Origin of the sequence: Methylophaga nitratireducenticrescens, from assembly GCF_000260985.4 — a bacterium.
In the GTDB taxonomy this organism is placed as follows: Bacteria; Pseudomonadota; Gammaproteobacteria; order Nitrosococcales; family Methylophagaceae; genus Methylophaga; species Methylophaga nitratireducenticrescens.
This window is the reverse complement of sequence record NC_017857.3, coordinates 2632420-2655070: the sequence shown is the minus strand read 5'-3', so window position 1 is coordinate 2655070 and position 22651 is coordinate 2632420. Positions and strand designations below refer to the sequence as shown.

Annotated in this window: 24 protein-coding genes; 13 read left to right on the top strand and 11 right to left on the bottom strand. The window is 45.9% G+C overall.

Annotated features, from left to right (window positions below; translation table 11 throughout):
* The 11 genes from Q7A_RS12570 to gatC form a co-directional block, all read right to left on the bottom strand.
* Positions 1-870: a DUF4340 domain-containing protein gene (locus Q7A_RS12570; protein ID WP_014707990.1), complete on the bottom strand. Its 870-nt coding sequence runs from the start codon at positions 868-870 to the stop codon at positions 1-3.
* A complete protein-coding gene (locus Q7A_RS12565; protein ID WP_041354693.1) occupies positions 867-2234 on the bottom strand; it encodes a GldG family protein in 1368 nt (455 codons plus the stop codon). The genes Q7A_RS12570 and Q7A_RS12565 overlap by 4 nt, the downstream gene beginning before the upstream one ends.
* Positions 2231-2983: an ABC transporter permease gene (locus Q7A_RS12560; RefSeq protein WP_014707988.1), complete on the bottom strand. Its 753-nt coding sequence runs from the start codon at positions 2981-2983 to the stop codon at positions 2231-2233. Before Q7A_RS12560 ends, Q7A_RS12565 begins: the two co-directional genes overlap by 4 nt.
* Positions 2983-3927, bottom strand: a complete 945-nt coding sequence (locus Q7A_RS12555) for an ABC transporter ATP-binding protein (RefSeq protein WP_014707987.1) — start codon at positions 3925-3927, stop codon at positions 2983-2985. The genes Q7A_RS12560 and Q7A_RS12555 overlap by 1 nt, the downstream gene beginning before the upstream one ends.
* Positions 3928-3933: 6 nt before the next feature.
* On the bottom strand, positions 3934-5148 hold the full coding sequence (locus Q7A_RS12550) for an EAL and HDOD domain-containing protein (RefSeq protein ID WP_014707986.1): 1215 nt from the start codon (positions 5146-5148) through the stop codon (positions 3934-3936).
* 105 nt (positions 5149-5253) lie between these two features.
* Positions 5254-5409: a 50S ribosomal protein L33 gene (gene rpmG, locus Q7A_RS12545; RefSeq protein WP_014707985.1), complete on the bottom strand. Its 156-nt coding sequence runs from the start codon at positions 5407-5409 to the stop codon at positions 5254-5256.
* A gap of 11 nt (positions 5410-5420) precedes the next feature.
* Entirely contained in the window at positions 5421-5657 is a 237-nt protein-coding gene (gene rpmB, locus Q7A_RS12540; protein WP_014707984.1) for a 50S ribosomal protein L28, read from the bottom strand.
* A 124-nt stretch (positions 5658-5781) separates the two neighbouring features.
* The gene (locus Q7A_RS12535) at positions 5782-6285 is read right to left on the bottom strand and encodes a peroxiredoxin family protein (protein ID WP_014707983.1); all 504 of its coding nucleotides are present in this window, start codon (positions 6283-6285) and stop codon (positions 5782-5784) included.
* A gap of 1 nt (position 6286) precedes the next feature.
* Positions 6287-7924, bottom strand: coding sequence for an acetolactate synthase large subunit (locus tag Q7A_RS12530; RefSeq protein WP_014707982.1), 1638 nt, complete (start codon positions 7922-7924; stop codon positions 6287-6289).
* A 216-nt stretch (positions 7925-8140) separates the two neighbouring features.
* A complete protein-coding gene (gene gatA, locus Q7A_RS12525; protein WP_014707981.1) occupies positions 8141-9595 on the bottom strand; it encodes an Asp-tRNA(Asn)/Glu-tRNA(Gln) amidotransferase subunit GatA in 1455 nt (484 codons plus the stop codon).
* A 20-nt stretch (positions 9596-9615) separates the two neighbouring features.
* On the bottom strand, positions 9616-9903 hold the full coding sequence (gene gatC / locus Q7A_RS12520) for an Asp-tRNA(Asn)/Glu-tRNA(Gln) amidotransferase subunit GatC (RefSeq protein WP_014707980.1): 288 nt from the start codon (positions 9901-9903) through the stop codon (positions 9616-9618).
* Positions 9904-10023: 120 nt separating this feature from the next.
* Between gatC and Q7A_RS12515 the strand changes: the two genes are divergently transcribed.
* The 13 genes from Q7A_RS12515 (at position 10024) to Q7A_RS12455 (ending at position 22584) form a co-directional block, all read left to right on the top strand.
* Complete coding sequence (locus Q7A_RS12515) at positions 10024-11070, top strand: rod shape-determining protein (RefSeq protein WP_041354692.1); 1047 nt, start codon at positions 10024-10026, stop codon at positions 11068-11070.
* A gap of 84 nt (positions 11071-11154) precedes the next feature.
* Complete coding sequence (gene mreC, locus Q7A_RS12510) at positions 11155-12087, top strand: rod shape-determining protein MreC (RefSeq protein WP_269147709.1); 933 nt, start codon at positions 11155-11157, stop codon at positions 12085-12087.
* Positions 12087-12563: a rod shape-determining protein MreD gene (gene mreD, locus Q7A_RS12505; RefSeq protein WP_014707977.1), complete on the top strand. Its 477-nt coding sequence runs from the start codon at positions 12087-12089 to the stop codon at positions 12561-12563. Before mreC ends, mreD begins: the two co-directional genes overlap by 1 nt.
* A 2-nt stretch (positions 12564-12565) precedes the next feature.
* Entirely contained in the window at positions 12566-14434 is a 1869-nt protein-coding gene (gene mrdA / locus Q7A_RS12500) for a penicillin-binding protein 2 (protein ID WP_014707976.1), read from the top strand.
* Positions 14435-14456: 22 nt separating this feature from the next.
* Positions 14457-15587 (top strand): rod shape-determining protein RodA, encoded by a 1131-nt coding sequence (gene rodA, locus Q7A_RS12495; RefSeq protein WP_041354690.1) that lies wholly within the window; start codon positions 14457-14459, stop codon positions 15585-15587.
* Positions 15584-16564: a lytic murein transglycosylase B gene (gene mltB, locus Q7A_RS12490; RefSeq protein ID WP_014707974.1), complete on the top strand. Its 981-nt coding sequence runs from the start codon at positions 15584-15586 to the stop codon at positions 16562-16564. The genes rodA and mltB overlap by 4 nt, the downstream gene beginning before the upstream one ends.
* Positions 16561-17412, top strand: a complete 852-nt coding sequence (locus Q7A_RS12485; RefSeq protein ID WP_014707973.1) for a septal ring lytic transglycosylase RlpA family protein — start codon at positions 16561-16563, stop codon at positions 17410-17412. Before mltB ends, Q7A_RS12485 begins: the two co-directional genes overlap by 4 nt.
* A gap of 24 nt (positions 17413-17436) precedes the next feature.
* Positions 17437-18585, top strand: coding sequence for a D-alanyl-D-alanine carboxypeptidase family protein (locus Q7A_RS12480; RefSeq protein ID WP_014707972.1), 1149 nt, complete (start codon positions 17437-17439; stop codon positions 18583-18585).
* Between the two features lie 6 nt (positions 18586-18591).
* Positions 18592-19437 (top strand): D-amino-acid transaminase, encoded by an 846-nt coding sequence (gene dat / locus Q7A_RS12475; protein WP_014707971.1) that lies wholly within the window; start codon positions 18592-18594, stop codon positions 19435-19437.
* Entirely contained in the window at positions 19437-19712 is a 276-nt protein-coding gene (locus tag Q7A_RS12470) for an HP0495 family protein (protein WP_014707970.1), read from the top strand. The genes dat and Q7A_RS12470 overlap by 1 nt, the downstream gene beginning before the upstream one ends.
* A complete protein-coding gene (lipB, locus tag Q7A_RS12465; protein WP_014707969.1) occupies positions 19712-20320 on the top strand; it encodes a lipoyl(octanoyl) transferase LipB in 609 nt (202 codons plus the stop codon). The genes Q7A_RS12470 and lipB overlap by 1 nt, the downstream gene beginning before the upstream one ends.
* A gap of 2 nt (positions 20321-20322) precedes the next feature.
* Positions 20323-21282 carry a lipoyl synthase gene (lipA, locus tag Q7A_RS12460; RefSeq protein WP_014707968.1) on the top strand — a complete coding sequence of 320 codons (960 nt, stop codon included), beginning with the start codon at positions 20323-20325 and terminating at the stop codon, positions 21280-21282.
* 30 nt (positions 21283-21312) lie between these two features.
* Positions 21313-22584, top strand: a complete 1272-nt coding sequence (locus Q7A_RS12455) for an NAD(P)/FAD-dependent oxidoreductase (protein WP_014707967.1) — start codon at positions 21313-21315, stop codon at positions 22582-22584.
* Positions 22585-22651: the final 67 nt, after the last annotated feature.

Genomic DNA, 22651 nt, shown 5'->3' with positions numbered 1-22651 from the left:
TCACTCGTTTATTGAAAAGAGGGCAGGGATAATGGTGGCTGGAAACAGATATTGTAATTGTTGTTGATGATCAGTAAGCGTAAGACCTTCCTCGCTATGTGACACGACGAAGTTACGCTGTGTATTGTCGGTTAATTTAATTGTCACTTCCTGCTCATCTCGTGCAATCGTTTCAGCATTAGACAGGATAACTACCTGCATGGCATAGGCCTGTTGCCAGTTTTGCAAAAGTGCCAGGAGTTTATCCTGAGGATAATTTTGGGGTGTGGAGTGCCAGCTGTCATTTTGCTGAATTATGGAGAGTGCCGCGTATTGTTGCTGAACCTTTTGGTTTTGCAGCTCAGGCAAATGCAGTGCCGTAATCTTGCTGGCGGGATCCAATAAACGGTTATCGACAAAGCTGCTGGCACTGGCACCGAGTAATGGTGAAATATCATCGTTAACTAAATAAATCTGCTGATCGTGCAAAATATAACGATACTCGCTGAGCGGTTCGGTATCACCAAAAGCAAAATGGTATTCATTGAAAACTAATGATAACTCAGGCTGCTGCAGTCCGAATTCTGCCAGGTCAGTTGTTTGTGTCACCGGGATCTGTTGATGAACTGGTTGTTGTAACAGACTTAGTAACAAATTGATCCGGGTTTGATTGGCTCGCACATTTACTGGCTGGCTTAAACGCCATTGCTGATCGCGTTGCAAGTGAATGCTTTGTTGATCACGGCGAAGAATCGTTATTTGATTGACCTGTGCTGCTTGAATTTTATCAGTGATATAAGCTGAATCCGCTATTTGCGATTCTGTCATTAGCCACACTAATAGAACCGCAACCACCAATAACAGCAGATTGGTCAGATATGTGCTTTTCATCGACGTCTTCTAATCCACCAGATACTGATGCCAATCAGAAGCAGACTAAGTGGTAATCCGAGTAAAAATCCAATACCAATTAATAATGATTGGCGTTCGGTTAAGACCAGTTGGTTATCGCGGGTTTTTACTACCGGAATATCGATTGAATCATCCTCGGCAACCAGCCAGTTTGCCAGAGCCATCGCCAGTTCCAGATTGGCTGCGGTGCCGAGATACAGGTCCGAGACAAAATCACCATCACCAAATACGGCAACACGTTGTTTTTGTGTTGAAGAAACAGGTTTTTCCATTAATACGCTGAGCATTAACGGCCCAGGAATATCTATTTCTGCATCAAAACGTAAATCGTCGAGACTGGTGCCAGTCATATCCCCTAATTCAGACCAGCTATCACTTTGTGATTGCATCAGCTCAGTAACTTGCCAAGTAGATTCAGCCTCTGATAATTGAATAGCATGCGCTTCTGGCATCAGGGTGACGCTGGAAGTGGCTGCCGTAACCGGGTGATTGGCGTAATCTGTCACAATCACAAAACGTGGATCTTCCAGACCTAATTTACTGGCATTAGGATCTACCATCGTACCCGGTACAAAGTTCAGATTAAGCTGTTCACTGATGGCCGACAGACCCGTATCAGTGTCAGGTTCGCTGAGCCAGAGCAGATTACCGCCTTGCTGCAACCATGATTGTAACTGAACAATATCGCTTTGCGGCCAGGTTGTTTGTGAACTGGCGATGACCAAAACGATTTTTTTATCCTGACTGTCAAGTTGCATCGCTTCTGCCATCGACAGAGATTTTACTTCAAAGCCGGTGCTTATCAGTTGCTGTCCCCATTGCGACATATCAAATGCACCATCACCAGCAATATCCCGTTCCCCGTGACCGGTAATAAAGATTAATTCAGGCAAGTTACTGCGACTGACTTTTATAATGGCGTTGCTCAGCGATTGCTCAGATAAATCATATACATGTTGCTGTCCCTGTTGACCTGAAACTACCATTTCAGCCTGCTGCTGAATGTCAAATTCACGAACCCGCTGTGGCTGGCTGACTGGATCAATAAACGATACGGTAAGTTGCTGACTATGCTGTTGATAGCGCTTCAATAAACTTTCAGCTGCTGATTGGTACTGATGTCCAGGACTGATAAATACTTCTATCGTCACCGGAGTTTCAAGCGACTGTAATAAGTCGGTAGTAGCAGAGGAGAGGGTATGTCGCTGGTTAGCTGTCCAGTCTGACTCAAAGCTGTAACGGTTCGAAAGAACAGCTACTGCGATAATCACTACCAGCAATAAAATGTAAAAGATGATCTGTTGCAGGCGATGTTGATATTTAAACTGTTTTGACATCTTCATAAACTCAGCCTCGCTGCATCAAGTCGCCGAATAGTCATCAGAATAAATACCATACAGAACAGGGCAAAAAAGCTCAGATCAACGCTATTAATCTGTCCTGAAAGCATCGGTTGAAAATGTCCTAACAGGGATAACCAGGCCAGCCAGTTTATTTGTCCTGAAACGGCACTGGCTGCAGCAAAATCAATTATCCATAATAAAAACAGTAAACAGAATGTCATCACCGCTGCAATAATCGGTTGAGTGGTGAGTGATGATAGAAATATTCCGGCGGCCAAGAAACTGGCTACCAGCAAAAACAGTCCGAACATGCTGACACCAAACTGGTAAAGATCGATTGCTGATCCGGCAAGCAGTGATAGCGGCATTAAAGCAATCAATACTAATTGCAGCAGAAAAAAACCGAGATATCCGAGGTACTTGCCCAACACAATCTGACTGGCGGAAAGGGGGGCAGAGATCAAAAGAGGCAGACTGTGATTACGATGTTCATCAGCAAAAGCCCGCATGGTGATAAATGGGGCAATCAGTAACAACACCAGAGCCGCATTACTTAATAATGGCGCAATAATCATTTCTGTTACACCGGGAGCACCCGGGATGGCTGAAATCTGGCCCTGAATCTGGGCAAAATACTCAATATGACTGAGAAACATATACGCCAGTAAAAACTGTACCAATGCCAGCATTATCCAGGCAAAAGGAGACAAAAACAGGCGTGAAATTTCAAGTCTTGCCACACACCACATCAGTTTTTAACCTCAGCTAGCGGTGCGTCATCTTTTATCAGATGCATAAAAATATCTTCCAGCGAGTCCTGTTCACGAACCAGTTCCTGCAGCTGCCAGTGTTTAGAGACGGCACTCGCTATCAGATTTTCTGTAGGATCCTGTTCCGGGTGATAAAGGATTCGAAATTGATTTGCTGAAACGGCCTCCACCGTGGAGACATTCATTAGCGTCTGTAGCTCGTTAAGCTCTGGTGGGGCAGCTAAAGTGATCTTCAGGCTGCTGTTGAGTCTTTGCTGATGCAACGCTTTCAGGCTATAGGCAAACATCACCTGGCCTTTACTGATGATCTGCACCCGATCGCAGAGCATTTCCACTTCTGGCAGAATATGCGTCGACAGTATCACGCTGTGTTCATTGGCAAGTTCACGGATGAGTTCGCGGATCTGCCGAATTTGCAGCGGATCCAGACCGGAAGTCGGTTCATCAAAAATGACCACCGCCGGATTGTGCACGATCGCCTGGGCGATGCCGGTGCGTTGTTGGTATCCCTTGGATAATTGACCGATCAAACGCCGCTGAACATCCCCCAGCCCACAACGCTCAATGACCGTCGCAACTGCAGATTTCAGTTGCTTACCCCTGAGCTGATTGAGTCTGGCACAGTGTTGTAAATATTCGTTGACAGTCAGTTCACGATATAAAGGTGGGTTTTCCGGCAGATAGCCCAGTTGGGCTTTGGCCTGCTTAGGTTGCGACAACAAATCAAAACCATTGATATGGATCTCGCCTTTATCCGGTGCCAGATTTCCGCTAAGCATTTTCATCGTGGTGCTTTTTCCCGCACCATTGGGACCGAGAAAACCCAGTATTTCTCCGCGTTTTACCGTGATATCAATATTCTGAACCGCAACATTGGGGCCAAAATAACGCGACAGATTTTGTGCTTCCAGCAATATAGTCATAGCGCACTATAATACGGTTTTGGTCTGAATCGTCCACTCCGTTGCTTCAACATAAATATCGCTTAACGTTTCTAATGAAATTTCCTGAGTATCGATGTTATCCCACTGACCTTGCTCGTAGGCAATAACGATATCCAGCAGCTGGCCCAATGGACCGCCCCGTTGGGTTAATGCCAGTTTTAACTCACCATTCAGCGGCAGCGAGTTCATCAGCTTATCCATTGGAATGCCCATCATCACGTCAATATTGGAAAACATGCCCGTCAGAAAGCCCGTCTGTTCTGAAAAGCCATAATTAGGCGCAAGTCTTTCGCACATTTTGGCGCGAATCAACGCGTTAGTCATCAGTTCTGGTGGAACTGATTCAACGGCATTCAATGCGATTAATGTGGTCCAGGTTCGGATGGCTTTAAGACCAAGAATGATCAAGCCTTGCTGAATGGAATCGACTTTTCTGCGTAAGCCCATCGCGGCAGAATTTAACAGGCGCAGCAGTTTATAACTGAGTCCAACCTCTTGCATGATTAACCGTTCTATCTCTGAAAATTCAACATCCGGATCCTGAAGCCTTTCAATTATCTGGAATAATTTTTGGTGATTTTCCGGAACCGGTTTATCTTCAATAATAGACGGACGGCAGAAGTAATATCCCTGGAACAGTTCAAAACCCAGCTGCATGCACAAGTTGAATTGTTCACGAGTTTCGATTTTTTCGGCTAGCAGACGAACAGAATATCGTTTCAGCTCATTGACGTGTTTGGTCAATTCCTCTGCATCGACATCCAGGATATCGACTTTAATAATTTTGGCCATCTTGACCAGCGGCGCCAGTTTTTCGTTATAGATAAAATCATCCAACGCCAATACATAGCCCTGGTAAACCAGTTTTTTTACAGCGTCCAGTAATGGCTGATCGATTTCAATATCCTCAAGAACTTCGAGAACTATTTTTTCCTGGGTAAACGGAATGGGATCGTCACTAAGTAAAAAACTGCGAGTGAGATTGATGAAACCGATATGTTCACCAATAACACGCTCGATACCAAGTTCCATAAAGGCATGATTGATGACTCGACTGGTCGCCATATCGGCATTTTCAGCAGTGACACCTGAAGCGTTTTCGCCGCCGGCACGAAATAAAAGTTCATAAGCATAAACATTCATATCGCGATCATAAATTGGTTGGCGGCCAATAATTACGCTCGGCGCGGTAGTGCTCATATCGGTTTCCAGAAGATGGAAGGAATAATTCCTGTCTATTTTACCTGATGCAAAAAAAAACCCGCTTAAGAATGCGGGTTTTTTAGGAAGCAGTTAACAATACGGTTACTTGATTTTTGCTTCTTTGTACATAACGTGTTGACGGATAACAGGATCAAACTTTTTGATTTCCATTTTTTCCGGCATAGTACGTTTGTTTTTATCAGTAGTGTAGTAGTGACCTGTACCTGCTGATGAAACTAATTTGATTTTATCGCGCATGTCCTGACTCCTTAGATTTTTTCGCCGCGGCCACGGAGATCGGATAAAACGGTATCAATACCTCTTTTATCAATGATACGCAGACCATGATTGCTGACACGCAATTTTACCCAACGGTTTTCAGACTCAACCCAAAAACGGTGTGAGTGAAGATTAGGTAGGAAACGGCGTTTTGTTTTGTTGTGAGCGTGTGAAACATTGTTTCCGCTCATAGGGCGTTTGCCCGTTACCTGACATACTCTGGACATGTTAATCCTGCTCCTGATGCATTTTTAGTGACTGACGCGTCCTGCCAACGCATCATTCTGAATAAACTAAGCCGGACTTTATACCATATGTGCTATCTGATGTGTAGCAGTTTTGCGCTATAAATTAGCTGAGGCCCATTTTGTCGAGCTGTGCTGAAACGCTCTTTTTATCGAGTACGCCAATTTTGCGCATCACAATTTTGCCTTCGGGCGAAATCAGATAATGCGTTGGTGTCACCCGAACATTATTAAACGCGGTGGAAATTTCGCCATCACTGTCCCAGATAAGCGTGTAGGGAAGACCACGGTCTTCACGCATTGCCTTGATATGTGAGGGTGTGTCGTGAGGCAGTGAAACGCCCAGCATGACCAAGCCTTTTTTTGCATATTCTTCATGCAAAGCAATGAGTTCAGGCAACTCCTGAATGCACGCTGGACAATCAGTCGCCCAGAAAATCATCAATATTGGTTTACCAGCATAGTCGGTGAAATCATGCATCTTCCCATCTACATCCTCAAAAGTAAGTTCGGTGTAGGCCGGCGCAGTAGCATTCTTGTACATAAAGACGACAAACAGTAATGCAAACAGGGCGGCTATAAACAGTGCAAAACGTTTTCCAGACTTCATTTTATCTCTCAGTTTGCTGGGTTAATTGACCCAGAGATTCTGTCAGTTTCAGATTTTCACGATAATCAACCGGGCAATCGATGACCGTAACGGTATTACTATCCAATGCTTCTTTTAAAACGGTTATCAGATCTTCAGTCTTGTTGACTCTGACACCGGTCGCGCCAAATGATTGCGCATATTGTACAAAATCCGGGTTACCGAATTTTACATTACTGGTTCGGCCAAACTGATTTTGCTGTTTCCATTCAATCAGCCCGTAGCTTGCATCGTTCCAAATCAGAATGACAATAGCGATATTCAACCGCATGGCTGTTTCAATTTCCTGAGAATTCATCAGAAAACCAGCGTCACCGGTTACTGCAACGACTTTACGTTCAGGATGCGCCAGTTTGGCTGCAATTGCACCCGGAACCGCTATGCCCATGCTGGCAAAGCCATTGGAAATAATACAGGTGTTCGGGTATTCACAGCGGAACATCCGTGACATCCACATTTTATGAGCACCCACATCACAAATCACAATATCTTCCAGATGCATGGCGGTACGCAGATCCCAGATGATTTTCTGTGGTTTAACCGGGAATTCGGTATCACGACGATGCTGATTCATTTCTGTAATCAGACTGTCGCGTAATGTGCGCATGGCCTTACCTTCATGTGGTGAAGTTAGGGCTGCAATTCGGTTCAGGCTGTGGGTAATATTGCCCACAACTCCCAATACCACACTGTAATATCCATCAACCTCGGCATGAGTGGTATCAATATGAATCAAGGTACGATCGCGTGATGGATGCCAAAGATAAGGATGGTATTCGACCATGTCGTAACCGATGCAAATAATTACGTCAGCATTGGCAAATCCGGTATTAACGTAATCATTGGATTGTAAACCTACACTGCCCAGTGACATTGGATGACCAAACGGAATAACACCTTTGGCCATAAAGGTGTTGGCTACTGGAATTCCCAGCTTTTCAGCAAATTCAGTCAGCGCTTTAGCGGCATTCGCCCGAATGACACCATTGCCCGCCAGAATAATCGGATTTTCTGCATTGGAAATTAATTCTGCTGCTCGTTCAATATATTCAGCAGCGGGTTCAGGTGGCGTGGCGTGTTTGACCCGTAGTGGAGCATCGTCAATTTCCATCTCGGCAATGTTTTCAGGAAACTCAATAAAACAGGCACCGGTTTTCTCTGTCTGCGCCACTTTAAAGGCTTTGCGAACAATTTCCGGAATCACTCCAGGGCTGACAATACGCGTGGAGTATTTGGTGATGGGTAAAAACATTGCTTCCAGATTAAGGACCTGATGCGATTCTTTATGCAAGCGATTGGTCGAAGCCTGACCGGCAATGGCTACCAGGGGCGCATGATCCATATTGGCATCAGCCACACCAGTAATCAGATTGGTTGCCCCTGGACCCAGTGTCGCCATACAGACGCCTGCTCGGCCAGTAAGTCGGCCATACACATCTGCCATAAAGGCTGCGCCCTGTTCATGCCGGGTGGTAATAAACTGAATTGATGAATCGAGCAAAGCGTCCATTACATCCAGATTCTCCTCACCGGGAATACCGAAAACATATTCGACACCTTCATTTTCCAGAGTACGGACAAATAGCTCTGCTGCTTTCATTTTTTCACTCCGCGATGAATGGCTTTAAAAAAAGGGCTTTCGCCCCTAGGGTCTGTTGATCTTTCAGAGCCACCACTGCTGGAGGCTATTTTTTCGTCCTACAAGGCGGAAATGATGCGATGTAGTTATTCTACATAAGTCATTTTCAACACCGTAGGGCGGAAAAATAGTCCCAGCCCTTCGGGTTGTGACTGAAAGATCAACAGACCCTAGGTTTCACTGAAATGCTGTGGGAATTTGTTTATGCCAATCGGTGACCTGTTGGTACTGATGAGCAACATTCAGTAATCGTGCTTCATCGAAATAATTACCAATGATCTGTAAACCAGCAGGTAAGCCATTGGCAAAACCTGCCGGAATCGACATACCGGGCAAACCAGCAAGATTAGTGTTAATGGTATAGATATCCGCTAAATACATGGCCACTGGATCATCGGTTTTATCACCCAGTTTAAAGGCTGTGGTGGGCGCGGTAGGCCCCATAATTACATCAACTTCTTCAAATGCCTGTTGGAAGTCATCGCTGATCAAACGTCGGCATTTCTGAGCTTTAAGATAGTAGGCATCGTAATAACCGGCAGACAGAGCATAGGTCCCAATCATGATGCGACGTTTAACTTCATCACCGAAGCCCTCACCACGTGAACGTTGGTAGAGATCCAGTAAATCTTTTGGATCGTCACAGCGATGACCAAACCGCACGCCGTCCATACGAGACAGATTCGATGAGCATTCTGCTGGTGCAACAACATAGTATGTCGGTATCGCCAGTGAGGTATTGGGCAGGCTGATCTCTTTGACGGTTGCCCCGAGTTTTTCAAATTGCTTAATGGCGGCATCAATTATTTCTGCCACTTCCGGTGCCAGGCCTTCACCAAAGTATTCTTTTGGCAGACCAATGCGCAGACCTTGCAGCGAATCATTCAGGTTTGCGGTGTAATCTGGAACATCACGTTCCACGCTGGTAGAGTCGCGTTCATCAAAACCGGACATCACATTTAATAACAATGCCGCATCTTCGGCATTGGCCGTCATCGGGCCCGCCTGATCCAGGCTGGAGGCAAAAGCAATCATACCGTAACGGGAAACGCGACCATAAGTTGGTTTCAGACCGGTTAAGTTGCATAAAGATGAAGGCTGACGAATTGAACCACCCGTATCTGTACCGGTAGCCGCCGGTGCCAGTCGAGCAGCGATTGCTGCTGCAGATCCACCGGAAGAACCACCCGGAACCCGTTCGGTATCCCAAGGGTTTTTGACCGGACCGTAAAAGCTGGTTTCATTGGATGAACCCATGGCAAATTCGTCCATATTGGTTTTACCCAACATCACCATGCCACTGGCTGCAATTTTTTCCACCACAGTCGCATCATAGGGCGCAACAAATTTATCGAGCATTTTCGATGCACAGCTGGTACGAACGCCCTTGGTGCAGAAAATGTCTTTATGTGCCATTGGAATACCGGTCAGCTTACCGGCAGTCTTATCTGCAAACTGTTTGTCAGCAGCCGCAGCCTGCGCCAGCGCGCTTTCTTCCGTCACACTGATAAAAGCATTCAAATTGACATTATGCGTTTTGATACGGTTCAGAAAGTGTTGAGTAAGTTCCACACTGGTGATGTCACCGTTGTGCAGCAAAGCAGAAAGTTCAGAAAGAGTTTTGTTATGCATGTACTTGCCTGTGTTGGATTTTATTCGATGACCTGTGGAACCAGGTAGACGCCAGCGTCGGTTTTAGGGGCAATAGACTGGAATAATTCACGTTGATCAGTTTCGGATACCACATCCTCACGCAATCTTTGGTGTGCGTCCAGAGGGTGCGCCATGGGACTCACAGCATCGGTATTTACAGCGCTCATCTGTTCGACCAAGTTGAGAATGTTATTCAGATCGCGGGCGTAATCAGGAATGGTGCTTTCATCAATGGCAAGCCGCGCAAGATGCGCGATTTTTTCTACATCGGATTTATCTAAACTCATGAGTCGTCCCGTAAGTTAATTGATTTCACAAAGATGAAGTTTAAATCATTAGTTGCTTGCCCAACAGACCTGAGCATTGCTAAAGTATCCATTTTACCTCTTCCGGATGTGGTTTCTTCAATGTTTGAACGTTTACGTGGGATCTTCTCTAACGATCTGTCTATCGATCTGGGTACAGCCAATACGCTGATTTATGTGCGCGGCCGGGGCATCGTTTTGGATGAACCTTCGGTAGTGGCAATTCGACAGGATAAGGGCCCAGGCGGCCCTCGCTCGATTGCTGCGGTAGGTGCAGAAGCTAAAAGAATGTTAGGGCGAACTCCTGGCAATATCACTGCGATTCGTCCATTGAAAGATGGTGTGATTGCCGATTTCACCGTCACCGAAAAAATGTTGCAGCATTTTATTCGAAAAGTACATGAAGGACGTTTTTTAAAACCAAGCCCGCGCGTTTTGGTTTGTGTACCTTGCGGATCAACGCAAGTTGAACGTCGAGCCATTCGTGAATCTGCTGCCGGTGCTGGTGCTCGAGATGTGTTTCTGATTGAGGAACCGATGGCAGCAGCCATTGGTGCTGGTATGCCAGTAGAAGAAGCCAGCGGTTCGATGGTGTTGGATATTGGTGGTGGTACCACTGAAGTTGCGATTATTTCGCTGAACGGCATTGTTTATTCCGCTTCGGTGCGAATCGGTGGTGATTTGTTTGACGAGGCCATTGTCAATTATGTCCGTCGTAATTACGGCACATTAATTGGTGAAGCGACAGCTGAAAAAATTAAAAAAGAAATCGGTTCAGCCTATCCGGGTAATGAAGTCAGAGAAATGGAAGTTCGTGGACGTAATCTGGCGGAAGGTATTCCGCGCAGTTTTACGTTAAACAGTAACGAAATTCTGGAAGCACTTCAGGATCCATTGGCTGGTATTGTTGCCGCAGTGAAAACAGCACTGGAGCAAACGCCACCTGAACTGGGGGCTGATGTGGCAGAACGAGGCATTGTCCTGACGGGTGGTGGTGCGTTACTAAGAGACCTGGATCGCCTATTAATGGAAGAAACCGGCTTGCCAGCCATCGTCGCAGAAGACCCGCTGACCTGTGTTGCCAGAGGAGGTGGCCGTGCTTTGGAACTTATTGACGAACGCGGGAGCGACGTATTTACGTTTGAATAGTCTTCAGTCACATTGATGTTGGTTTTTGACCTTTACAAATAGCAAGGTTGTTTGTAAAGGTTTTTTCATTTTCGGAACTGAGCCATTAAACCGTTATTTACCCAAACACCTTCGTTAAATACACGCATGCTACTTGCTTTAGTGGCATCACTTCTGTTGTATTTTGTAGATTCTCGACTGGATTATTTCAAACCTGTCAGAGCGACGTTGTCGACGGTTGTTTATCCGATACAAAAAATTGCTTCTATGCCAGAGGATATGGCTAATTGGTTTTCTGATTTTTTTCAGGGGCATCGGCAACTGCGTGAAAAAATTATGAAACTTGAAGCACAAAATCTCACCAATAGTGTCCGTATGCAGAAAATGCAGGCACTGGAAAGTGAAAATATGCGTTTGCGCGAACTGCTTGGTTCGTCATTTCGTCTCCAGGAACGTGTGCAGGTCTCGGAATTACTTAGTGTCGACTTAGATCCTTTTTATCAGCATGTCATCATCGATAAAGGAGAAACCTTTGGTGTTTATGAAGGACAACCTGTCCTTGATTCCCTGGGAGTGATGGGGCAGGTTGCTGAGGTCAGCCAGTTTTCCAGTCGGGTAGTATTGTTGACAGATCCCAGTCATAGCATCCCCGTCCAGATTGTCAGAAATGGTTTACGGGCTGTGGTTACTGGACGTGGTTTGGGTGAAAATTTGCAGATGGAGTTTTTACCACATAATGCTGATGTGCGTGTGGGAGATTTATTGGTAACTTCTGGTCTGGGAGGACGGTTTCCGGTTGGGTATCCTGTAGGAAAGGTAAGTTCAGTAGACTTCCCCCAAGGAAAATCTTTCGCTGAAATTAATGTTACACCAGCTGCCCGTTTATCAACTAGTCGGGAAATTATGTTGGTGTTACCGGGTGAAAAAATTGATTTTGGCATTACTTTCCCTCTGCAGGCTGAAAAGGATGATTTACCTGCAAAAGAAAGTCAGCCGGTTGTCGATGATTTTATGACTCCATCAGAGGGAAATAACTGATGGTGTTGGTAAAATCACAACATACCAGTGTTATTTACATTACCTTATTATTTGCCATATTGTTAACGTTGGTACCATTGCCGGATAGTTTTCGTTATGCACGCCCCGAATGGGTCGCAATGACATTGATTTACTGGGCGATGGCTTTGCCCCAACGGGTAAGTATTGGAATTGCCTGGTTTACCGGGCTGGTAATGGATGTAATAACCGGTGGTTTGTTAGGCGTTCATGCTTTTGCTTATGCATTGGTAATTTATCTGGTGGGCCGTTTACACTTGCAACTTCGTCAATATCCTTTGTGGCAACAGGCTTTTACCATATTGTCACTGATATTCTTGGTGCATTTTATTGTGATGTTAAGCGCACCGGTTAACGTTACCTGGAATCATTGGTTGACCGTCTTGACAAGTACACTCGTCTGGCCTTTTGTGTATGCCGTATTACGGAAACTTCGTCGTAGTTTTCAGGTCAGCTGATTGTGATTGATCCCCGCCACAGGCTTAAAGACCATTTTCGTGAAGGTCGGCTGGTCAGCAACCGGTTGATATTCGCAGGTCTTTTTTCTTTAATTTTGTTCGGCATCATTATTTTTCGACTGGTGATGCTGCAGATAGTTGAATTTGAACATTTTGATTCTCTATCCAACCGTAATCGAGTGGATATTGAACCTCTTCCTCCACAACGCGGACTTATTTACGATCGTAATGGGGTGTTACTGGCCGAAAATATTCCGACCTTTAGTCTCGAGTTAATTCCGGAGAAGGTAGAGAATCTGGATGAAACTATCACCGAATTGTCCGAGCTGCTATCGCTAACTGCTGAAGATATTGAGGCGTTTAATGAGCGTCGTAAACGTCATCGAGCATTCGAAGAGATAGTCGTTCGTAATCAACTGACTCAGAAAGAAGTGGCATTGTTTTCGGTTAATCGTCATCGTTTTCCCGGGGTTGATGTCGTTGGTCGTTTGATTCGACATTATCCACAGGGACCGCTTTTTGCGCATGCAGTAGGGTATGTTGGCCGTATTAATCAGCGGGAAATGCAAGTAATTGATCAGCAAAATTACAAAGGTACATTACAGATAGGTAAAACCGGCGTTGAGAAACAATACGAAGATTTGCTGCATGGCACAGTAGGCTATCGTCAGGTTGAAACCAATGTGCAGGGTCGCACCGTTAGGGAACTGTTCAGTGAACCGGCCTCTGCAGGACAGGATCTGTATTTGCATCTTGATATCAATCTGCAGCAGGCAGCCGCAGAAGCATTAGGTGAATATAATGGTTCCGTCGTCGTACTCGACACAAAAACGGGTGGTGTTTTAGCCTTGATCAGTAAACCTGATTACGATCCAAACTCTTTTGTGACCGGAATCAGTATTAAAGAATATGCAGAATTACGTGATTCCATCGATCAGCCCCTGTTTGATCGTGCTTTACGCGGACATTATCCCCCGGGATCCACGTTCAAACCTTTTGTTGCTCTGGCCGGTCTGGAGTTAAATGTCGTAACTCAACAAAGTCGCACATATTGTCCAGGCTTTTATTCATTACCGGGCAATACTCACCGCTATCGCTGCTGGAAACGAGTTGGACATGGTCATGTTGACCTTAAAAGTGCCATGGCCGAATCCTGTGATGTGTATTTTTATGATTTAGCACATGCGATAGGGATTGATCGGTTGCATGGCTTTCTGGATTTGTTTGGTTTTGGTCATCAGACAGGGGTTGATATTCCAGGTGAGAGCAAAGGCTTGTCACCTTCCAGAGAATGGAAACGCAATCAGCGTAATCAGGCCTGGTATCCCGGTGAAACGCTGATTTCCGGTATTGGTCAGGGATTTAATCAGATGACCCCGATTCAACTGGCGCATGCTACTGCAACCCTTGGAATGATGGGAACGGTTTATACCCCGCAACTGGTTCGTGCTACTAAAGCGGATAATGACGAAGGTATGCAATTGTTGGGTGTGCAGCAAGCTGACAGTTTACCCATACAAAAATCCAGTCACTGGCAATCGGTAATCGAATCAATGGTTGAAGTGGTTCACGGTAAACGCGGCACGGCAAGACATATCGGAACCAATTTACCCTTCCAAATTGCAGGGAAGACTGGCACAGCGCAAGTTTTTGGAATAGCACAGGATGCAAAATATGATGCTGAATTATTGGCCAAAAAATTACATGACCATGCGCTATTTGTGGCTTTTGCCCCGGCAACAGATCCTGAAATTGCTATTGCTGTAGTAGTTGAAAATGGGGGCAGTGGCAGTGCCACCGCCGCCCCGATCGCACGTAAGCTTATCGATGTTTATTTTGGAATTGAGACTGATGAGCCAGCTACAGAATGAGGTAAGACAATCGCCAAGAGCGATGAGTCATCTACTGCAGGACCGACGCAGGGTTCCCAGGCTTCAATGGAACTCTGTGTTGCAGCGTGCGCATCTGGACAGCTTTTTGATACTGGGTATTTTGACGCTATTATTGTTTAGTTTCGTCGTGCTCTACAGCAGTGGTGGCGAGGATACCGGTTTATTACTTCGCCAGGGCGTCCGGATGATAATCGCTCTTACGGTGATGATTATCCTGGCACAAATACATCCTGATAGGCTGAAGGATATTGCTTTCTGGATTTATGCGGTCGGACTGTTAATGCTGGTTGCCGTTTTGTTGTTTGGTACGATAGGAAAAGGCGCTCAGCGCTGGTTAGATTTGGGTTTTTTTCGCTTTCAACCTTCAGAAATTATGAAGTTGGCAGTTCCTTTGGTCATTGCGGTTTATCTGGCAGAGAGGCCTTTACCCCCCAGTTTTACCAGAATGTTTTTTGCACTGGTGATGATTGCTGTTCCAGCCTTGCTAATTGCCAAACAGCCCGATCTGGGAACGGCATTATTAATTGCCAGCTCGGGGTTGATCGTGGTTTTTCTGTCGGGTGTTTCCTGGCGACTGATCATGAGCTTTCTGGCACTGGCTGCTGCGGCTGCGCCAGTATTATGGTATTTCATGCATGATTATCAGCGGCGCCGGGTAATGACCTTGTTTAATCCTGAATCGGATCCACTTGGCGCCGGTTATCATATTATTCAGTCTAAGATCGCGATTGGCTCAGGTGGCTTACATGGTCGTGGCTGGTTGCAGGGGACTCAGTCACATTTAGAATTTTTACCGGAACGCTCCACCGATTTTATTTTTGCCGTGATTGCTGAGGAGTTTGGTCTGATAGGCTTGATTCTATTGATTACAGTTTATCTGTTAATTACTGCGAGAGGCTTGTACATTGCTGCCCAAGCACAAATGAGTTATATGAAATTGTTAGCGGGCAGTATTGCCATTACATTTCTGGTCTATGTATTTGTAAATGTAGGAATGGTTACTGGTCTCTTACCTGTTGTCGGGGTACCGCTGCCACTGATCAGCTATGGAGGCACATCCATGGTGACCTTGCTGGCAGGCTTCGGTATTCTGATGTCGATACACACGCATCGGAGGATGATGTCACCGTGAAAAAGTACATTACCATTATGTTGTCAAGCTTGATAGTGATGCCAGCCTTTGCCAATTCAGAACTACCTGAACTGGATACTTTTATTGATGAAATGGTTACGGAGCATGCGTTTGACAGGGCAGAACTGAAAGCACTGTTTGCTCAGGTTGAAGTCAAAGACAGCATCCTCAAAGCGATTTCGAGGCCGGCTGAGAAAAGTAAACCCTGGTATGAATATCGCGAGATATTTCTCGATCAGGCCCGCATTAATGCGGGTGTAGCTTATTGGAAAAAACATGCCGATACGTTAGAAAGAGCTGAAAAAGAGTTGGGTGTACCTGCTGAAATAATTCTGGCTATTCTTGGCGTAGAAACCCGTTTTGGTGGAAATATGGGGAGCTTCCGAGTAATCGATGCCTTATCAACCCTGGCCTTTCGTTATCCTCCTCGCAGCCCTTTTTTCCGCTCGGAGTTGAAAAACTTTCTGATACTGACTCGTGAAGAAGAGATGTCTCAGTTGGAACCCGTCGGATCTTATGCTGGAGCAATGGGACTGGGACAGTTTATGCCAAGCAGTTTTCGCGAATATGCTGTTGATTTTGACAATGATGGTCACCGTGACATCTGGAATAATCCAACAGATGCTATCGGCAGTATTGCTAATTATCTACGTCGCCACGGCTGGCAGCCAGACCAAAGTATTGTGCATAGGACAGAATATGCAGGTAATGACCTGCCAGAGGATTTGATTGATCGCGGATTGAAGCCTACCGTGACCCGTGAAGAACTAAGGAAATCCGGATTGTCCACTGATCAATTACCGGTAGGTGAAGATGCGATTACCGTTTTCAGCCTGACCCAGCCCGATGGTGAAGAGCTTTGGTTAGGTCGGCAGAATTTTTATGCGATAACCCGTTACAATCACAGCCGTATGTATGCCATGGCTGTTATCCAACTGTCAGAAGCGATTCGTGATGGTTATGAGTCTGTAAAATGAAACGGCGTGTAGTTAAGTATTTGACGTTATCGGTAATGCTGACGGGGCTTTGGTCCTGTGGAACAGTGACTGAACAACAGGATTCTGCACCAAAAGCAAAACCGGATGTTTCGAAAATCCCGGATGCAGTCCCACGTGATGAACCACGAAGTAAATATGGAAATCCCGCTTCGTATGAAGTGTTCGGCAGAAGATATTACACCCTTACCAGTAGTGAAAATTATTTAGAGCGTGGCAAGGCATCCTGGTACGGTACAAAGTTTCATGGCAGACGCACTTCCAGTGGTGAGCCGTACGATATGTATGCGATGACGGCTGCTCATAAAACGTTGCCTTTACCCAGTTATGCTGAAGTCACCAATTTGGAGAATGGACGAAAGGTGGTGGTAAAAATTAATGATCGTGGACCGTTTCATGATGATCGACTGATAGATTTATCCTATAGCGCCGCAACCAAACTGGGAATTATAGATAAAGGCACCGGCCTGGTAGAAGTACGGGCAATCAGCAGCAAAAATGTCGTCGCCTCGACTGCCGCGAAAAACGTCGTAATCGCTGATGTAACACCCAAAGCTGATACTACTGTGCCAGCCCCCACTTCAACAATTGGGAAAGTCGCACTGTTTCTGCAAATAGGCGCATTCAGCACATTAAGCAGGGCAGAACAGATAAAGCAACAAGTTCAACAACAGATTCAAGAGCGGGTTCATATTTCATCTGTTGAACGTGCTCAAACTCCCTTATACCGGGTTCGGATTGGCCCACTTGAAAGTGTTGAGTATGGCGATAGAATCGCTAATCAACTAATGGGATTAGGTTTTTCTGATACCCGACTTATCAAGGAATAACTGTTTTTTATTGAGAGTAACTAAATGATTAAAATTTTCAAAATGAGCCTGGCAGGGTTATTGTTCAGTGTCGCCACTATCAGTTCAGCGGGAATGATCACGCCGAATCCCACAGCACCTTCAATTGCGGGGACTGCACATATTTTGCAGGATTACGATAGCGGGCATATTTTAATGTCCGAAAATGCCGACGAGCGATTGCCACCGGCCAGTATTACCAAGTTAATGACTTCTTATGTTGTTTCGCAGGAAATCCATGATGGCAATATTAAACTTGATGATGAAGTCTTAATCAGTGAAAAAGCCTGGCGTATGATTGGTTCACGCAGTTTTATCGAGGTGAACACCAAGGTGACCGTGGAAGCCCTGTTGCGTGGCATGATCGTGCAATCTGGTAATGATGCTGCTGTAGCGCTGGCTGAACATGTGGCTGGTAGCGAAGAAGTGTTTGCCCAGATGATGAATCAATATGCTCAGAAATTGGGAATGGTCAACACCAATTACCAGAATGCTACAGGTTTGCCTGGACCAGAGCATTACACCACGGCACATGATATTGCGATCCTTTCAGCAGCTTTAATCCGAGATTTTCCGGAACATTACAAATGGTATGCCGAAAAGGAATATACCTACAACGATATCACTCAGCATAATCGTAATAAATTGCTATGGCGTGATAATACGGTTGATGGATTGAAAACAGGTCACACCGAAGAGGCAGGATACTGCTTATCTGCTTCGGCCAAACGTGATGGTATGCGCTTGATTGCAGTAGTTTTAGGCACAGCAAGTGAAAATGCACGAGCCCAGGAAATCCAGAAAATGTTTAATTTTGGTTTCCGTTTCTTTGAAACGCATCAGCTTTACGCGGCAGATGAGGCGATTACCCAAACCAAAGTCTGGAAGGGGCAAACTGATCAGCTGAACCTGGGCCTGGCGCAGCCATTGTCTATTACGGTTCCTCGTGGGCGTTATAAAGACTTGCAGGCATCCACTAATATCCAACAGCCTGTTGTCGCTCCAGTTGCCAAAGGCACTGAGCTGGGAGAGGTGGAAATCCGCTTGGGCGATGAAGTGGTTGCCACTCGTATGCTGGTTGCTGTGGATGAGGTTGAAAAAGGCAGCTGGTGGAGACGAATCCTCGACAGTTTGTTAATGATTATCTGGGGTTAATGTTTCGTGGCAATAGTTTATCTTAACGGCGAATTTATCCCAGCTGACAAAGCTAAGGTGTCTGTGTATGACCGCGGATATTTATTAGGTGATGGCGTTTATGAAGTGATTCCGGTTTATGCCGGAAACGCTTTTTTACTCGATAGGCATTTACAGCGATTGCAGAACAGTCTGGATGGTGTACGGATCGAAAACCCGTTCTCAGATGCGCAATGGACCGACATTATTAATGACTTGATTGCTCGGAATAATGCGGGTGATCAATCATTGTATTTGCAGGTCACCCGGGGGGTCGCACCAAGAGACCATATCTTCCCGATTGGTGTGGCACCCAGTGTGTTTATGATGAGTAATCCGCTGCATCCGGTTGCCGAGAGCTGGAAAACGGATGGTATCAAAGCCATTACCACAGCCGATATTCGCTGGATGCGTTGCGATATTAAAGCTACTACCTTACTGGCGAACAGCCTGATGAAGCAGCTGGCACAGGATGCTGGTGCACAGGAAGCGTTATTGCTTCGCGACAATTACCTGACCGAAGGCTCAGCCAGTAATGCATATGTGGTCATTGACGGCGTCATTTTTACTGCGCCAAAAGATGAAAAAGTACTGCCTGGCATTACCCGGGATTTGATTATCGAGTTGGCAGCACAAAACGATATGCCGTTACATGAAAGAGCCGTCAGTGAGTCAGCGATGCGAAACGCAAATGAAATCTGGATCAGCAGTTCAACCAAAGAAGTGGTTCCCGTTACCTTGTTGGATGGTGAAATCGTCGGTACCGGTAAGCCCGGACAAGTATGGCAACAAATGAACGTCTTGTTTCAGCGCTATAAACAAGAGGTAAGCTGATGAGTGAATCTAACGGAGAAGAAACGTTACTGGAATTTCCCTGTGAATATCCGGTAAAGGCAATGGGAGAAACCCACCCGCAGTTGGATAATATTGTGGTGGAAATCATCCGCAAACATGCTGGTGCTATCTCTGAGGGAGCCGTTACCAGTAAACAGAGTTCGGGGGGAAAATATACTTCCATCACTGTGGTCATTGAGGCGACCAGTAAAAAACAACTGGACGCCATCTATCAGGAACTCAGCGGTCATCAAGCCGTTAAATACGTGCTCTGATGAAGATACAGGATCTCGGCCTGCGGGATTATCAACCCACATTAGTCGCCATGCAGCAGTTCACGCTGCAACGTGATAATCACACCGAAGATGAACTGTGGTTATTAGAACATTATCCTGTTTACACTCAAGGGCTTAATGGTCAGGACAGTCATCTGCTGAGACAAAATACAATTCCGATGGTACGAACGGATCGTGGGGGGCAAATAACCTACCATGGTCCGGGACAGTTAATTGTTTATCCATTGATTGATTTACGTCGTCACGGTATGGGGGTACGCAATATGATCAGTTGTCTGGAAAACACTGTTATTACCATGCTGGCCGAACACAATATTGATGCCTATGCCCGTAAAGATGCACCCGGAGTGTACTGTGGCGAAGCGAAAATTGCTTCACTGGGATTACGGGTCAAACGCGGCGCCTGTTATCATGGTCTGAGTTTGAATATCGATATGGACTTGCAGCCTTTTGCCGATATCAACCCCTGCGGGTATGCCGGAATGCGAATGACCGATATGAAAACCCTGGGAGTAAACAAAGATATGGCCTCAGTAAAACAACAATTTGTGTCTGTTTTTATCTCACAGATGCAACAAGGTAGCTAAACATGAATGAAACGGTTGACCCGGTAAAACGTGATGTAAAAGCACTGAAAGGTGCATCAAAAGTCGCGCGTATTCCTATAAAAATCATGCCCAGTGAGCCTAAACGCAAACCAGAATGGATCCGTGCCAAAGCACAGGGTACACCTGAAGTGCAGCGTATAAAACAAATGCTTAGGGATCATGATTTGCACACCGTGTGTGAAGAAGCTTCCTGCCCTAATCTGGGGGAATGTTTTGCCCATGGTACGGCGACATTTCTGATCATGGGCAATATCTGTACAAGACGTTGCCCTTTCTGTGATGTGGCCCATGGTCGGCCTGATGCGCTGGATGAAAATGAACCGAATCATCTGGCAAAAACCATTGCCGCCATGCAGCTCAAACATGTGGTAGTGACTTCGGTAGATCGTGATGATTTACGTGATGGTGGCGCAGCGCATTTCAGTCGCTGCATCAGTGAAATCCGTCAGCAATCTCCGCAAACCCATATTGAAGTGCTGGTGCCTGATTTTCGCGGTCGTATGGATGTGGCATTAGAAATACTGGCGGATAATCCACCGGATATTTTTAATCACAATCTGGAGAGTATCCCTAGACTTTATAAAGCCGTTCGTCCTGGCTCGGATTATCAATGGTCATTGGAGCTGATTCAGCGCTTTCAGCAAATGCATCCTGAAGTGCCCACTAAATCGGGCCTGATGTTGGGACTTGGGGAAACGATTGATGAGGTTAAACAAGTGATGCAGGATTTACGCGATCATGGTTGTCGTATGCTGACGCTGGGCCAGTATCTGCAACCTAGCAGGCATCATCTGGCTGTTGAGCGTTTTGTCACTCCTGCCGAATTCGACGAGCTGGCAGTAGCAGGTAAGGAAATGGGCTTTGAACACGTTGCCAGCGGACCAATGGTGCGATCCTCTTATCATGCGGATCTGCAGGCTCAGGGTGAAAAAGTCTCCTGAGTCATTAAAATAACAGCTGAGAGCTCTGATATGACTATCAAGCGTCGACAAGTGTTAAAAAATGCAGCCTATCTATCAGCTATGGCAGCTATGCCATTGGGTTTATCTACGGCCTGTTATCGCCGTCAGAAGCAAAGAGTCGTCGTTGTTGGCGGCGGATTTGCCGGTGCTACTACAGCACGTTACCTTGCCATGTGGGCCCCCAATCTTGATATCACGTTGATAGAAAAAAACCGTCAATTTATCTCCTGCCCGCAAAGTAACCTGATCCTCAGTGGTAATCGCAGTCTGCAACAATTGACGCATGACTATGATCATTTGCAGGCTGACAGATCAATCCGTTTTATTCATTCAGAAGTCACAGCAGTCGATGTAGATAAACGAAAAGTTTGGCTAGCGGATGATAGCCGGCTGAATTATGACCGGTTGATTATTTCTCCCGGTGTTGAGTTTATTTACGATCAGTTACCCATTCTGGCAACGGTTAAGGCTCAGCAGCACGTTCCTCATGCCTGGAAGGCTGGTCCTCAAACCGTATTGCTTGGCAATCAATTAAAGTCCATGCGCCAAGGTGGTGTCGTCATAATGACGGTACCTGCAGCGCCATTTCGCTGTCCTCCCGGCCCTTATGAGCGTGCCTGTCAGATCGCTTTATATCTGAAACAGCATAATCCCAGCGGTAAATTGCTGATATTGGATGCCAACCCGGATATCGTCTCTAAAAAAGCCTTATTTACCGAAGCGTGGCAACAGCAGTATGGTGGGTTGATTGAGTATCAGCCAATGAACCCGCTTGAGTCGGTCAATGTGGCCAATCTTGTGGTTGAAAGCTTTTTTGACCGTTATCAGGCAGATGTATTAAACGTCATCCCACCACAGAAAGCTGGTGCGGTGGCTGCAATGGCTGGCGTGATTAATGTTGATACTCGCTGGTGTGATGTAGATTTTCTGACCTATGAGTCGACAGCAGTTGAACGAGTGCATGTGGTAGGTGATGCGGTGGCGGCCAAACTACCAAAATCTGCACATATAGCTAACCAGCAGGCTAAAGTGTGTGCTGCTGCAGTGATTGCTTTGTTGCGTGATGAATTGCCTGAGCAACAACCTGTCTTCAGTAATACCTGTTACAGTTTTGTCGATGGACAGCAAGCAGGGCATGTTGCCGCAGTTTATCGATATGATAAAAACAGTCAGGATATGGTTCCTCATCCCAGCGGCGGGGTTTCTGATACGGCCAGTGAACAAGAAGGTCGTTATGCTCAGGGATGGGCCGAAAACATCTGGGCGGATACGTTAGGCTGAACTTCATCTGTTCATGCAGATTTGAGACAGGGTTTCGGTCTTTCCCCATTGCAGTATAATGGCCCGC